This is a genomic window from Salinisphaera sp. Q1T1-3, from assembly GCF_003602005.1.
Lineage (GTDB): Bacteria > Pseudomonadota > Gammaproteobacteria > Nevskiales > Salinisphaeraceae > Salinisphaera.
Window position 1 is genome coordinate 71,842 of sequence record NZ_QZWD01000009.1, and the last position, 13,492, is coordinate 85,333.

General features: G+C 64.6%; 15 protein-coding genes. 10 read left to right on the forward strand and 5 right to left on the reverse strand.

The window, feature by feature from the left end:
• Positions 1-76: 76 nt before the first annotated feature.
• Positions 77-1,276: an acyl-CoA desaturase gene (locus D3260_RS10040; RefSeq protein WP_233544026.1), complete on the forward strand. Its 1,200-nt coding sequence runs from the start codon at positions 77-79 to the stop codon at positions 1,274-1,276.
• A 423-nt stretch (positions 1,277-1,699) separates the two neighbouring features.
• Here the strand turns inward: D3260_RS10040 and D3260_RS10045 are convergent, their stop codons facing one another.
• Together D3260_RS10045 and D3260_RS10050 are read right to left on the reverse strand one after the other, a co-directional pair.
• On the reverse strand, positions 1,700-2,587 hold the full coding sequence (locus D3260_RS10045) for an ion transporter (RefSeq protein ID WP_120098465.1): 888 nt from the start codon (positions 2,585-2,587) through the stop codon (positions 1,700-1,702).
• A gap of 73 nt (positions 2,588-2,660) precedes the next feature.
• Positions 2,661-3,338: a C40 family peptidase gene (locus D3260_RS10050; RefSeq protein WP_199671451.1), complete on the reverse strand. Its 678-nt coding sequence runs from the start codon at positions 3,336-3,338 to the stop codon at positions 2,661-2,663.
• A 45-nt stretch (positions 3,339-3,383) separates the two neighbouring features.
• On the opposite strand from D3260_RS10050, the gene D3260_RS10055 reads away from it, so the two are divergent.
• Positions 3,384-4,949 carry a Ppx/GppA phosphatase family protein gene (locus tag D3260_RS10055; RefSeq protein ID WP_199671452.1) on the forward strand — a complete coding sequence of 522 codons (1,566 nt, stop codon included), beginning with the start codon at positions 3,384-3,386 and terminating at the stop codon, positions 4,947-4,949.
• A gap of 22 nt (positions 4,950-4,971) precedes the next feature.
• Here the strand turns inward: D3260_RS10055 and D3260_RS10060 are convergent, their stop codons facing one another.
• Together D3260_RS10060 and D3260_RS10065 are read right to left on the reverse strand one after the other, a co-directional pair.
• The gene (locus tag D3260_RS10060) at positions 4,972-6,585 is read right to left on the reverse strand and encodes a peptide chain release factor 3 (RefSeq protein WP_120098466.1); all 1,614 of its coding nucleotides are present in this window, start codon (positions 6,583-6,585) and stop codon (positions 4,972-4,974) included.
• A gap of 359 nt (positions 6,586-6,944) precedes the next feature.
• The gene (locus D3260_RS10065; protein WP_120098538.1) at positions 6,945-7,226 is read right to left on the reverse strand and encodes an acylphosphatase; all 282 of its coding nucleotides are present in this window, start codon (positions 7,224-7,226) and stop codon (positions 6,945-6,947) included.
• 59 nt (positions 7,227-7,285) lie between these two features.
• Between D3260_RS10065 and D3260_RS10070 the strand changes: the two genes are divergently transcribed.
• Genes D3260_RS10070 through D3260_RS10085 form a run of 4 tightly spaced genes read left to right on the forward strand, consistent with a single transcriptional unit; the run spans position 7,286 to position 8,917 of the window.
• Positions 7,286-7,978: a hypothetical protein gene (locus D3260_RS10070; RefSeq protein WP_120098467.1), complete on the forward strand. Its 693-nt coding sequence runs from the start codon at positions 7,286-7,288 to the stop codon at positions 7,976-7,978.
• Complete coding sequence (locus tag D3260_RS10075; protein WP_120098468.1) at positions 7,975-8,301, forward strand: cytochrome c; 327 nt, start codon at positions 7,975-7,977, stop codon at positions 8,299-8,301. Before D3260_RS10070 ends, D3260_RS10075 begins: the two co-directional genes overlap by 4 nt.
• A 14-nt stretch (positions 8,302-8,315) precedes the next feature.
• Positions 8,316-8,660 (forward strand): cytochrome c, encoded by a 345-nt coding sequence (locus D3260_RS10080; protein ID WP_199671453.1) that lies wholly within the window; start codon positions 8,316-8,318, stop codon positions 8,658-8,660.
• Positions 8,661-8,710: 50 nt separating this feature from the next.
• A complete protein-coding gene (locus D3260_RS10085) occupies positions 8,711-8,917 on the forward strand; it encodes a hypothetical protein (protein WP_120098469.1) in 207 nt (68 codons plus the stop codon).
• 206 nt (positions 8,918-9,123) lie between these two features.
• On the opposite strand, the gene D3260_RS10090 is transcribed toward D3260_RS10085, so the two are convergent.
• Positions 9,124-9,975: a ParB/RepB/Spo0J family partition protein gene (locus tag D3260_RS10090; protein WP_120098470.1), complete on the reverse strand. Its 852-nt coding sequence runs from the start codon at positions 9,973-9,975 to the stop codon at positions 9,124-9,126.
• 89 nt (positions 9,976-10,064) lie between these two features.
• Here D3260_RS10090 and D3260_RS10095 point away from each other — a divergent pair, with 89 nt between their 5' ends.
• Genes D3260_RS10095 through D3260_RS10110 form a run of 4 tightly spaced genes read left to right on the forward strand, consistent with a single transcriptional unit; the run spans position 10,065 to position 13,483 of the window.
• Positions 10,065-10,883, forward strand: a complete 819-nt coding sequence (locus D3260_RS10095) for a lysophospholipid acyltransferase family protein (protein WP_120098471.1) — start codon at positions 10,065-10,067, stop codon at positions 10,881-10,883.
• A gap of 2 nt (positions 10,884-10,885) precedes the next feature.
• On the forward strand, positions 10,886-11,947 hold the full coding sequence (locus D3260_RS10100) for an NAD-dependent epimerase/dehydratase family protein (protein ID WP_120098472.1): 1,062 nt from the start codon (positions 10,886-10,888) through the stop codon (positions 11,945-11,947).
• Positions 11,948-11,980: 33 nt separating this feature from the next.
• On the forward strand, positions 11,981-12,775 hold the full coding sequence (locus D3260_RS10105) for a VacJ family lipoprotein (protein ID WP_120098473.1): 795 nt from the start codon (positions 11,981-11,983) through the stop codon (positions 12,773-12,775).
• Positions 12,776-12,787: 12 nt separating this feature from the next.
• Entirely contained in the window at positions 12,788-13,483 is a 696-nt protein-coding gene (locus D3260_RS10110) for a hypothetical protein (protein WP_120098474.1), read from the forward strand.
• Positions 13,484-13,492: the final 9 nt, after the last annotated feature.

Below are 13,492 nucleotides of genomic sequence, written 5' to 3' on the forward strand. Positions count from 1 at the left end.
ATCCGACGCATACTCTGGCTGTCTGTGCACGGTTGTGCACTACAATGATTTTGTGTCCGACGAGGTTCGCCAAGCAATGAGCGAAAAGACCAAGCGGTTCCGTTTCCCCCAGAATCAGCACATGGATGACCACTTCAACTGGTGGAACTTCATGCCGATGGGGCTCATGCATGTCGCACTGATCGGCATCTGGTGGACCGGTTTCACCTGGACAGCCGTGGCCATGTGCGTCTTCCTGTATGTCGCCCGCGTATTCGGGATCACGGCCGGCTATCACCGTTATTTCTCGCACCGCGGCTACAAGACCAGCCGCACCTTCCAGTTCGTTCTCGCTTTCCTGGGCGCGACCGCCTTGCAGAAGGGCCCGCTGTGGTGGGCTGCCAAGCACCGTGAGCATCATCGCGATACGGACGAACCGGAAGACGCGCATTCGCCGCGCCACTACGGTTTCCTGGATGCGCACGTCGGTTGGGTCTATCGTGAAGCCCGTTCCAGCCCGGACATGGATCTGGTCAAGGACTTCTCGAAGTATCCCGAGATTCGCTGGATCGAGCGGCATCAGTACTTGCCGGGTCTTTCCGTGGCCGTACTGTGTTTCCTGATCGGCGGCTGGTCCGGCCTGCTGGTCGGCTGGCTTTTGTCGACCATCCTGGTCTATCACGCCACGTTCACCATCAACTCGCTGGACCACATGTTCGGTCGCCAGCGCTACCTGACCGGTGACGACTCGCGTAACAACTGGCTCATGGCTATCCTTTCGATGGGTGAGGGCTGGCACAACAACCACCACTATTATCCGGCCACCGCGCGCAACGGCTTTTTCTGGTGGGAGTTCGACCCGACGTACTACATGCTCTTGGGGCTCGAGAAGATCGGTCTGGTCTGGAACCTCCGGCAGCCGCCGAAGTCGATTCTGGCCAACGAAAAGCCGCCAACGCAGAAGATCATCGACAAGTGCGCGACCTACATCGCCGATGGTTTCTCGGCTGATCGCATCACGGCCAATCTGCGGGCCCGCTGGGAAGGCAGCCACATCATGGAAGATCTGCGCGGCCATGCGCGGACCAAGTGGAGCGCCGCCGAGGCCTATCTGGCCGAGATCGAACTGCCCGATCTGCCAAGCGCAGACGAGCTCAAGGCGCGCGCCCAGAAGCAGTTCAAGATCCAGCATGAAGGACTGGATCGCGCGATCGAGCGCGCACACGACATGCTGCGGCGTTCGGTCTCGCACCGTCTGATCGAGCAGGCTCGGGAAGAGCGTCAGCAACACGCTTAAAGCCCGACCGACCGTTTGAAACGGCCAAGACCCGCGATCTTCGGATCGCGGGTCTTTTTATGCGGGCATGTCGTGCCTGTTCACCTGTTCACCTGTTCATCTCGCCGTACTGAACAGCACTTTGTCGCGACCGATCAGCCCGGCAAGCCAGCCGATCGAGGCGATCTCGCAGCCCCGTCGTCAGGCGAACGGCGCGGTCGCGACAGTGAGCATATGGCATAACAGGTTATGGCTACTCGGGCGTCGGGTTGTCGATAACGCTGGCAGTGTATTGCGCATGAATCATGCTGTACCGATGCCATGGAAGACGGTGGCACCGGCGAGGCGCTGTGCCGGCGATCTCTGCGCTGGGCGTGTTCGACAGCAGCAGCGCCAGCCCTCGTTGGCATGACGCACGTGCCATGGCGACAGCGTTGAGGCGCCTCAGTCCAGCTTCTCGCGCGCTTCGGCCTGTTCCTCGTTCTCGACCTCTTCGTCCTCGGGATCCTCGTCCAGATCGCCGCCACAGAAGCGACAGTAGCTGGCGTCCTTCTCATGTCCGCTGCGTTCGCAGTGCGGGCAGAAGATGCCCTGGCGATCGTTGCGCAGCTCATTGGTGAGGGTGGCGGTGATGATGCCGGTCGTCACTGCCAAGACGGCATAGCCGATGAGAATGGCCACGCCAGCGATGGCCTGGCCGAGCGGCGTGGCCGGCGATATGTCGCCGTAACCGACGGTGGTGATCGTGACCACACCCCAGTAGATCGCCCGCGGGATGCTGGTAAACCCGTGTTCCGGCCCCTCGACGACGTACATGATGGCGCCGAGCACGGTCACGAACAGGGCGAGCATGCCCATGAAGATCTGCAGCTTGCGCTGGGCCTCCATGAGCGATCGCCGCAGCATCTGCAGATCAGAGTCGTAGTGGCCGAGCTTGAGCACCCGGAACATGCGCGCCACGCGCAGCACGCGTATGGCGATGAAGAAATGCGATGCCGGGATGAAGATCGCCACGTACATCGGCAGGATCGAGACCAGATCCACCAGCCCGTAAAAGCTGCGGATATAGGCCATCGGGCGACGCGCGACCGCGATCCGGGTCAGGTACTCGATGGTGAACACGACCGTGAAGACCCATTCGGCCGTGTCCAGCCAATCGCCGATCCGGGCCCGGATGCCGGCCACCGAGATCAGCATCAGATTGGCCACGCTCGCCACGATGACCAGGAGGAGCACGACGTCGAAAAGCCAGCCTGCGCGCGTGCTCGTGCCGAAGATGATCGTGCGCAGCCGCTCGCGCAGCGTCGTGTGATGGTCGTCGAGCTCGCTCATGTGCCGCGCAGCTTAACAGGCCGGCCCGCGTGGTTCGTGTCTGTCGAGGCGAGCAAGTGATGAACGGGGCGTGTTACATGCGCGAGGCCTGCAGGGTGTCGCCGTTGTCGGCGACCAGGCGGCGCGATTGCCAGTAATGATTGCGCCAGTACACGTTGTCGAGTCGCGAGATGGTCACGCCTTCGCTGGTCGAGGCGTGCATGAAACGCCCATCGCCCAGATAGATTCCGACATGATGCGACAACGAGCCGGTCTTGAAGAAGACGAGATCGCCCGTCTGGAGCGCCGAGCGGGGAATCGACATCCCGACGCGGGCCTGCTGCACGGTCGTGCGTGGCAGCTCGTAGGATTCGACACGATCCATGGTCTGCTGCACGAAACTCGAGCAGTCCACGCCGTGCTTGCTCTGGCCGCCGTAGCGATACGGTGTGCCGGCCCAGGTCTGATACACGCTGTGCAACGCGTTGCGCAGCTTGCGCTGGGCCAGGGCCAGCCCGTCGGCGCCGGCCTGAAGCCAGCCGTCATCGTCGTCGGCCGCGGTCGCGGTCTGGCGATGGGGACCGTTGCCGGGCCCGGCCGCGCCGGAGCGGGTCATGCCGTTGCTGGCACAGCCGCTGGTTGCCAAGACGACCAGGCCGGCAAGCAGGAGCATGCGATGCTCGTAAAGCCGACGCCGCGCGAGCGCTGGCCGGAAATGGGAAAAGAGTCGACGGATCGGCACGATACGCCGATCGACGGTTGTCGTCGTCAAAATGCACCCCTCGCAACTACCCGGTTGCCCGCTTAAGATAGTGCCATGTCCATGCCTTTGAAAAGCCCTGAGTTATCGCAGGGGCCGCTGACGGTAGCCGCCGTCGATCTCGGCTCGAACAGTTTCCACATGATCGTGGTGCAGATCGAGGGCTCGCAGCGGCGTGTCGTGGATCGGCTCAAGGAGTCGGTGCGGCTGGCCGGCGGTCTCGATGCCGACGGTACGCTGGATGCGCCCACCCGAGAAGCCGCGCTGGCCTGCCTGTCGCGTTTCGGCCAGCGGCTGTCCCAGCTGCCCAGTGCCCAGGTCCGGGTCGTGGGCACGAATACGCTGCGCCAGGCGCGTCATGCCGAGGGTTTCCTGGCCGAGGCCGAGGCGGTGCTCGGGCATCCCATCGAGATCATCTACGGCGTCGAAGAGGCACGGCTGATCTATGCCGGGGTCTGCGAGGATCTGGCTGCCGAGGACGAGCAGCGACTCGTCGTGGACATCGGCGGTGGCTCCACGGAACTGGTGATCGGCTGCGGCCCGCGTGTCCTGCACGCCGAGAGCGTGTCGCTGGGGGCGGTGAGTTTCACACGGGAATTCTTCCCCGACGGCAAGGTCGACAAGACACGCTGGCGGGCTGCGGTCACGGCTGCGCGTGTCGCGCTGGAGCGGCTGGCCTATACCTATCGCCAGACCGGCTGGAGCCGAGCCATCGGTGCCTCTGGCAGCGTCAAATCCATCCTGCGGGCCAGCGGCATCGAGGATCCGGCGGGCGTGATCACGCCGGACGCGCTCGACAAGCTGGGCCGCCAGGTCCGCCGCACCGGCAACCTGGACAAGCTGTCGCTACCGGGGCTGTCGGCCGAGCGACAGGCGATCTTCGCCGGCGGTCTGGCGGTATTGACCGGTATATTCGAGAGCCTGTCGGTGCAGCGTATGGCCGTATCGGACAAGGCCCTGCGTGAAGGCGTGATCACCGATCTGCTGGATCGACTGGCCGCACACGATGCACGCGATGATGGCGTGGCCGAAGCCGTGGCCCGGTTCGGCGTGGACGACGGGCACGGGCGGCGGGTCGCGGCGACGGCCGTTTCGTTATGGCGTTCGCATGCGGTCGCGGCGGCCGCCGCAGCCGACGAGCCGTCGCGTATCGAATCCGATACGCGCCAGACCCTGCGCTGGGCCGCCATATTGCATGAGATCGGCCTGGCGATCGCGCATCGGGCCTATCACAAGCACGGCCAGTATCTGCTCGAAAACGCCGATCTGCGCGGCTTCTCCCAGGCCGATCAGCATCGGCTGGCTACGCTCGTTCGGCTTCACCGCGGTCGGTTGCGTGCCGAGATCGTGGACGCGTTGCCCGCTGCCTGGCAGCCCTGGATCCTGCGGGCATCGGTGACGCTGCGGCTGGCCGTTCTGCTGCATCGCGCGCGTAACCCGGCCGCGCGCCCGCCGGCGCGCCTGTCGATCGACAAGAAACACGTCATCCTGACACTGGATGCGGACTGGCTGGCCGAGCGGCCGTTGACGCGGGCCGACCTCGATGTCGAGGCCGGCCGCCTGGCCAAGGCCGGTTACACCCTGGTTGTCGAGGCCGGTGACGCGCTGCCGATCGATCCCTGAAGCCGAGCCGGTGAGGGCGGCCTCAGCCGCCTGTATTGAACTCGCGCACGGATGCGAAGGTGATATCCGGCCAGCGTTCCTCGGTCAATTGCAGTTTGACGCGTGACGGGGCCAGGTAGACGAGTGCGCCGGAATGATCCTCGGCCACCCCGGTGTCCATGCGATCGCGGAACCGCTCCAGCTCGCGTGGCTCTCCGTAGATCCAGCGCGCCGTATGGACTTCGATGCTCTCGAAGCCGGCGTTGACGTTGTACTCGGTACGCAGGCGCTCGGCGACGACATCGAACTGCAGCGTGCCGACCGCGCCAAGGATCACGTCGTTGTTGTGCAGCGGGCGAAAGACCTGGGTCGCGCCTTCCTCGCACAGCTGATCCAGCCCCTTGTGCAGGGCCTTGGCCTTGAGTGGATCCCGCAGGACCACGCGCTGGAACAGCTCGGGCGCGAAGTTCGGGATGCCGGTGAAGGCCAGCTCCTCACCTTGAGAGAAGCAATCGCCGATGGCGATCGTGCCGTGGTTGTGGATGCCGATGATGTCGCCGGGCCACGCTGTCTCGGCCGCCTCTCGGCGATTGGCCATGAAGGTGATCGCATCGCCGACGCGGATGTCCTTGCCTGCCCGCAGGTGCCGCATCTTCATGCCTTTCTGGTAATGGCCGGAACAGATGCGCATGAAGGCGATGCGGTCTCGATGCTGTGGGTCCATGTTCGCCTGAATCTTGAACACGAAGCCGGACAGGGGTTTCTCGGTGGGGGTGACCGAGCGCGACGTCGTCTCGCGTGGCTGCGGCGCCGGTGCCCATTCGACGAAGGCATCGAGCAGCGGGCGGATGCCGAAGTTATTGACCGCGGAGCCGAAGAAAACCGGGGTGACCTCGCCGCGACGATAGCGCTCGAGATCGAAACCGGCCCCGGCTTCGCGGACCAGTTCGATCTCCTCGAGCAGGTCGTCGTAGTAGTCGCCGGCGATTTCCTTCAGGCGATCGTCCTCCAGCCCGTCGAGCGTGATCGTGCGGCCGCCGGCCTCATTGTCGCTGCCCTCGTACAGATGCACCTTGTCCTCGAGCAGATGATAGACGCCCTTGAAGGCCCGGCCCATGCCGATCGGCCAGGTAATGGGCGCGCATTCGATCTTCAGAATGTCTTCGATCTCGTCGAGCACTTCGAGCGGCGGCCGGCCGTCGCGGTCCATCTTGTTGATGAACGTGAAGATCGGCGTGGTGCGCAGCCGACAGACCTCCATCAGCTTGATCGTGCGCGGCTCCACGCCGCGGGCGATGTCGATCACCATCAGGGCTGAATCCACCGCCGTCAGCGTGCGATAGGTGTCCTCGGAGAAATCCTCATGGCCCGGCGTATCCAGCAGATTGACGATGCGATCGTTGTAGGGGAACTGCATCACCGAGGTGGTCACCGAAATCCCGCGTGACTGCTCCATGGCCATCCAGTCGGAAGTCGCATGACGCGAGGCCTTGCGGCCCTTGACCGTGCCGGCGAGCTGAATCGCGCCGCCGAACAGCAGCAGTTTTTCGGTCAGTGTCGTCTTGCCCGCATCGGGGTGCGAAATGATGGCGAACGTGCGTCGCAGATCGGCTTCCTGCGCGGTCGCCTCGTCGGCAATTGCCGCGGTCTGATTCATCTCAAAGCTCCGTTTTACGACCGCGCGATCGTATGTATCTGAGTCGACTCGAAATAATAGTTGTATAGTGCAACGCTATATTTCGTCGAAAGAAAAACAATTGGTCGGAAGTCAGGTATCCGACTATAGTCTCACTCGATGGCAACGGGGCAATCCCGCTGCTTCGCAGAACCGGTGTCTCCCCCTTCACCGACTCTGCCGACACAGCCACACCTACCCGAGTCGAGTGGCTGTGTTTCAACTGTACCGTCCGCCCCCTGACGGTACGGATAAGCTGGCCCGGATCGGATGCCCTCCCGATCCGGGCCTCTTTTTATCTGCCTATCGAAATCGCGTTCCCGGTGGCCGGATCGATGCGTTCAGATAACCGCGAACGGGTCAGCCAAGTCCGGTGATGACGCCGGTGCGCCGGTCTCGACGGCCACGTGTGTGACCCGGGCAGCCGCCGGGCCCGCGTGCAACCAGTCCGTCAGTTCGTCCAGCGCGCGGGGTTTGCCGGCCGCGACCAATTCCACATCGCCGTCGGCACGATTGCGTACCCAGCCGGCCAGCGACAGTCGACGGGCCGTCTGCTGCGTGGCGACGCGAAAGCCGACGCCCTGGACGGTACCGCTGACGCGAAAATAACGGGTCTCGGACATGGCCTGGCGCACCGCGTATACTGCTTGACTCGCAATTGTACATGCTCGAAAGGTGCGGCATGTGGCAGACAGTCAAGCGACGTCTCATCGGCGATGACCCGGATTCGGGCCTGTCCTCCCGGCGCCCGCGTCGCGCGAGTCTTGAGCTTCGACTTCCCAACCCCTACGGCGGCAAACCCTGGGTGACGGCCACGCTGGCGCTGTCGAGCGCGCCGGCGGCGCGCGGCGAAACAGTCCGGATCCGGGCCCATGTGGACAGCTGTTTTCATGCGCCTGCCACGCCCGGCGATCGAGCCGCGCTGGGCCATGAAGCGGCCGATTCCGGGTTGCGAGCCGGGCTGACACGTTACGGACGCGAGCTGGCGGCCGGCGCGACCCGGCGGGTTGTCGAATACGTGCCGGCGGGGCTGCTGCAGCGCCTGTCCGAGCAGCGACGACGGGGCTGGCTGGACATGCAGATCAGTACGGCACCGCTGGATGCGGGCGCTGCGGCGTTAATGCCGGCCGCATTGCGCGCCCGCTACGGCGATGAATTGCCGCAGAGCGTGGTCGGCGCCCCGCGTGTCGGCGTCTGGGCCGGGCCGGCCGGCGGGCCGCTCGGCGGTATGGCGCGCCTGGCCATGGTGCAGTTCGACGACGGGGATCTCGATCCCACGGCGCGCCGCGCGCCGGGCGAGCGTTTCAGTCTGAACCTGACCATCGGCGAGCTGATCGAGCCGGCGACCGCCGACAGCGACGACGACGCCTCTTGAATCGCGCCGTACTCGGGGCGCTGTGTCTGATTCTGATTGGCCCGGTGAGCACGACGGCCGCGGCCGCAGGAGACGCGGCCGCGGGGCGTCTCAAGTTCGAAAGCTGTCGTGGCTGTCATGCCATCGCCGGCTATCGCAATGCATATCCGGACTACGGCGTACCGCGGCTGTTCGGCCAGCAGCCCGATTATCTGGTTGCGGCGTTGAAGGCCTATCGTGCCGGCCGGCGCGATCATCCGACCATGCAGGCCCAGGCAGCGAGTCTGAGCGATCAGGATATCCAGGATATCGCAGCCTATCTCGCCGGTCGGGGGCGCCAGTGAGACGGGGTCGTCTTGTGCCCGGCTTCAAGGCGCTGGCGTGGGGCGGGTTGATCGCGCTGTGGGCCATGACCGTTGCCCGGGCCGACGACGGGCACGTCACATCGGACTGGCTGGCACAGCGAACGGACGCCTGTGCGGCCTGCCACGGCAAGCACGGCGTCGCCACCACGCCCACGTTTCCGACCATCGCCGGGCAGCCGGAGAGTTATCTCGTGCACACGCTCAGAGCTTATCGTGACGGCGGGCGAGACAATGCCATCATGGCCGGTCAGGTCCGCGGATTGAGCGATGCCGAAATCGCGGCGCTCGCCGCGTATTATCATCGCCAGCGTGGGCCACTGCGCCGCCAGCGGCCCTAGACCGGCACCGGTTCAACAAGAGCAAGAACATTTCAACAGGGAGGAATACGATGACGAACTTCGCGATTTACATGATCGGCGTGCTCATCGTCGTCGCCGCACTCGGCTACGGCGCCTATGCGCTGGGGGTGGCGCCGTTATGGATCGGCATCGGGGTCGCTGTGCTACTCGGCTTCGGATTGATGGGCGCAGCCAAGAAAGCCGGCATCGGGCGCGACAACCCGAACAATGCCAGGGGCCCGGACAACCAGCGCTAGGGTCTGTCGATGTTTCGTGCGAGCGCCTTTTCGTCGAGAGGCCGCAGTGTGTCCGGCAAGGCGCGAGTCGCCGATCGTGGCGTGCCACGATCCAGACTCGCAACGCCGCCGGGCGCCCATCGTCGATTTTTCATGGGCGGCCCAACCCTTCGGGACAAGCGCTGTTTTGCGGCAATACAGCGCCTAGCCTCGATCGGACGGCCGCGTCAGTTCGTCCGGTAGCCGAGCCGGGCGAGGAGGCCTTCGAATTCGTCGAGATCGTGGAACGCGATGCGCAGCTCGCCGCGTCGACGGTTCGGCTCGTAGCGAATGGCCACGGTATTGCCCAGGTGCTCGGACAGGCCGCGTTCCATGGCCCCGAGGTCGGCGCCGGAATCAGCGTCCGGTGGCGGCGGCCCCTGATTTTCCGGGCCGGCTTCTCGCGCCCAGCGCTCAAGCTGGCGTACCGAGGCATGACGCGCGATCGCGCGCCGGGCCAGTTCGGCCTGGGTGCTGGCCGGCAGGCCGGCCAGCACCTTGCCGTGGCCGAGGCTCAACCGGCCCTCGTCGAGCAGAGTCTGGACGGTTGGTGCGAGCTGGCGCAGCCGCAGGAAATTGGTGACGTAAACACGTGATTTCCCGATTCGATGGGCAATCGCCTCGTGCGTCAGGCCGTGCGTGTCGCCCAGCCGGGCGAGGCCGTGCGCGGTGTCCATGACGCCGAGCGACTCGCGCTGCAGGTTCTCGATCAGGCCCAGAACCGCGGCTTCATCGGCCGACAGATCGTTGCGCACGATGGCGGGCATCTCGGCCAGGCCGGCGCGCTGGGCCGCGCGCCAGCGTCGTTCGCCGGCGATCAGGCGATAGCCGTGCTCGGCATCGCCGTGCACCACGATCGGCTGGATGACGCCGGATTGGGTGATCGACTCGGCCAGCTCGTCGAGCCCGGCCTCGTCAAAGTGCGTGCGGGCCTGCGCTCGATCGCGCTGGATGATCTCGATCGGCAGGTGGACCACGGACGAGGCCGCGCCGCTGCCGGCAGTATCGGATTTCGCGGGCGCATGATCGGACCGGGACATCGGGTATTCGCGTGCTAAGCTCGGTGCAGGCTGCACGAGTGTAAAGGTAAATCGGCCCGTGCGACCGACTTAGTCAGGGATAAGTTGTCATGCGCACGCGTCAGTTCCTCAAACCGCGACTGGTCCCGCGCGACGTGGAGGCCATCGTCGATAATCTGCCGATGGGCAACATCGGCAGCGCCGGCTATGACCCGTGGGGGCTCAACCCGGACACGGCCAAGATCACCTTCACGCTGGTGCGCTGGCTCTACGACCATTATTTCCGTGTGGTCGCCAACGGCCTGGAGAACGTGGCCCCGGAAGGTCGGCTGCTGCTCGTCGGCAATCACGGCGGCCAGCTGCCGGTCGACGGTGTTCTCGTGTCTTATGCCGTGGCGAGTCGCAACGACGGGGCGCGTCTGCCGCGCTCGATGATCGAACGCTGGTTCCCTTCGGTGCCGTTTCTCGGCAACTGGATGAATTCGGTCGGCGGCGTTATCGGCGATCCGAAGAACTGCGCCAAGATGCTCGAGCGCGATGAGGCCATCGTGGTCTTTCCCGAAGGCATTCGCGGCTCGGGCAAGCCGTATCATCTGCGCTATCAGCTCCAGCGATTCGGCCACGGCTTCATGCATCTGGCCATGGAGCACGACGCGCCGATCGTGCCGGTCGGCGTCGTGGGCTGCGAGGAAACCATGCCATCGCTTGCCAACATCAAACCGGTCGCCCGCATGCTGGGCATGCCTTACTTCCCGTTGTCGCCGCTGGTGCCCTTGCCGGCGCGGGTGGTGCTGAACTTCGGTAAGCCCATGCATTTCGCCAACGATGTCCGGGGGGAGGCGGACGTCGCGCGTCGGGTGGAGCAGGTCAAGGATGCCATTCGTGATCTGATCGATGCCGGCGTCGCCCAGCGACAGCATCTGTTCTGACAATGGCCGAGCGCACCCGACAAGAGACCCGACGCCAGACCGCGGCGCGGCGCAAGACGCCGGCCCGTCGTGATCGCGCCGACGGCCGCAAGGCCGCGACGGCGACTGATGACGTGCAGGGCATTGGTCATGGCCATCGCGGCAAGGTGATGGTGACCGGGGCGGCCGGCGCGTTGGCCCAGCACGTCATCGCCGAGCTGATCGAGCATGACTATGACGTCGTGGGCGTGGAATTCCGCGGCGTCCAGCACGAATATCCGGACACCGTCGATTATGTCGTCGACTTCAATCAGCGGCCGTTCGAGGATGTCTTTCGCGAGCACGATTTCGTCGGCGTGGTGCATCTGGGCCGGATCCGGTTCACGCAATCCACGCGCGGCCGGCGCTATTCGGCGAATGTCGTGGGGACATCTCGCCTGCTGGGATTGGCAAAGAAATACGGCGTGACGAAGGTGCTCGCGCTGTCGACGTATCACGTTTACGGCGCGGATGCCCGCAATCCGAGCCTGATCGACGAAGAGCATCCCATGCGCGCGGCGAATCTCATGCCGGAGATCGTCGACGCCGTGGAACTGGAGAATCTGTTCAACATCCATCTGTACAAGGATCCGGAGCTGAACATCGTCATTCTGCGGCCGTGCAATATCGCCGGCCCCGGCATCAATAACGAGATCAGCCGTATGCTCGGCCAGTCCGTGGCGCCGTGTCTGGTCGGTTTTTCGCCGTTGATGCAGTTCATCCACGTGGCCGACATGTCGCGCGCGGTGCTGATGGCATTCGAGCAAAACCATCCGGGCGTATATAATGTTGCACCGAATGATTATGTGACCTATCAGGACGCGCTCCAGATGGCAGGCTGTCGACGGCTGTTTCTGCCATCGGTGCCGCCGCGGCTGGCGCGTCGGGCCGTGCGCGCGCTCGGACGGCTTGCGCCGCCGGCCTACCTGATCGATTTCTTCAAGTATTCGGTCATTATCGATGGCAGCCTGTTCGCTCGTACCTTCGATTTCGCGCCCGAACATTCATTGAGCGAATTGTTCGCGCATTACCGCGCCAAAAAATAACGCATCGTCGCCTTGTCCCCGAGGTTCGTTTTCATGTCTAGCCCCTCACGTCTTCAAATCGGCCTGCTCAATCTGCTGGCACTTCTCATGCTGGCGGGCTGTGCGCACAGCCCGCCCTCGGATCCGTGGGATCCGCTGGAGCCGGTCAACCGCTTCAATTACAAGGTCAACGACAAGGCTGACAAGTACGTGGTGCGGCCGGCGTCGAAGGGCTATGACAAGGTCGTGCCGGATCGGGTGCAGGCAGGCATCGCGAATTTCTTCGATAACGCGAGCCAGCCGGTGACCATGGCCAACAGCCTGCTCCAGCTCAAATGGGGCAAGTTCAACCAGTCGCTCGGCCGTTTCATGATCAACACGACGGCCGGTGTCGGCGGTATCTTCGATATCGCCACGCGCCTGGACGTGCCGCATCCCGACGAAGATCTGGGGCAGACGCTCGGCTTCTGGGGGGTTGGACCGGGCTTCTATCTCTATCTGCCGCTGCTGGGGCCCTCCGATGGTCGTGATTTCCTCGGTGGTCTGGGTGATCAGTTCGCCAACCCGATCAACTACGTCGATCAGTTCGACGTGATCGATGACGATTATCCGTGGGTGCCGTATGCGCTGCGGGCGATCGAGGGCATCAATCTGCGCGCCAGCCTGCTCGGGTTCGACCAGACGCTGCAGCAACAGTTCGATCCTTATGCCTTCGTGCGCAGCTATTATCTCGAGGACCGCCAGAAAAAGGTCTACGACGGGAACGTCCCGGCCGATCTGAACTCGTCGGACGATAGCGCGGATCCGGACTTTCCATCCGCAGCGGCGGCGGATGACGGCGCCAACTAGGTCGGCGTCGCCATGCCCGACGATGGCACCGCATCGGTGCTGATGACGATGACGCGTGATCAGCTCCACGCGACCGCGATCCGGTACTTCAAGACCGCCGGGCCGACGGAGCCGGAAGTCGCGCTCGTCGAGCGCGACGGTCATCGGGTCGTGTTCAAGGATTACGGGCGCGGGCAGGGCTGGTTCGCCCGGCTCGTCGCACCGGTGCTGATCTGGCGCGAGGCGAGCGCGCTCGAAGCGCTCGCCTCGTTGCCCGGCGTGCCGCGCCTGATCCGACGCGTAGACGCCCGGGGTGTGCTCATCGAGTACTGTCCGGCCGTGCCATGGGGCCAGGCGCGACCGGCCGATGCCGCCTATGCGCGGCTGAGCGCGCTCGTCGCCGAGATTCACGCACGCGGCATCGCCCACGGCGATCTGCGCGGCGGTGGCAATTTCCTCGTCGACGATTCGGGCCAGCCGTACGTTGTCGATTTCGTTGCTCGGGTACGCCGTGGGCGGACCTGGAACATCGGCTGGAACTGGTTGTTCGCGCAGTTCGTCGGTGCTGACGACAGCGCGCTGGCCAAACTGCGCGTCAAGCATGCCCCGCATCTGGCCACGGCCGCCGACCGGGCCCGTCTGGCCCGACGTGGCCCGCTTGAACGTCTGGCGCGAACGATCGGGGAGACCGTTCGTCGCCTCACTCGACAATTCGCCTCGCGCGACTGACCAGGCCCG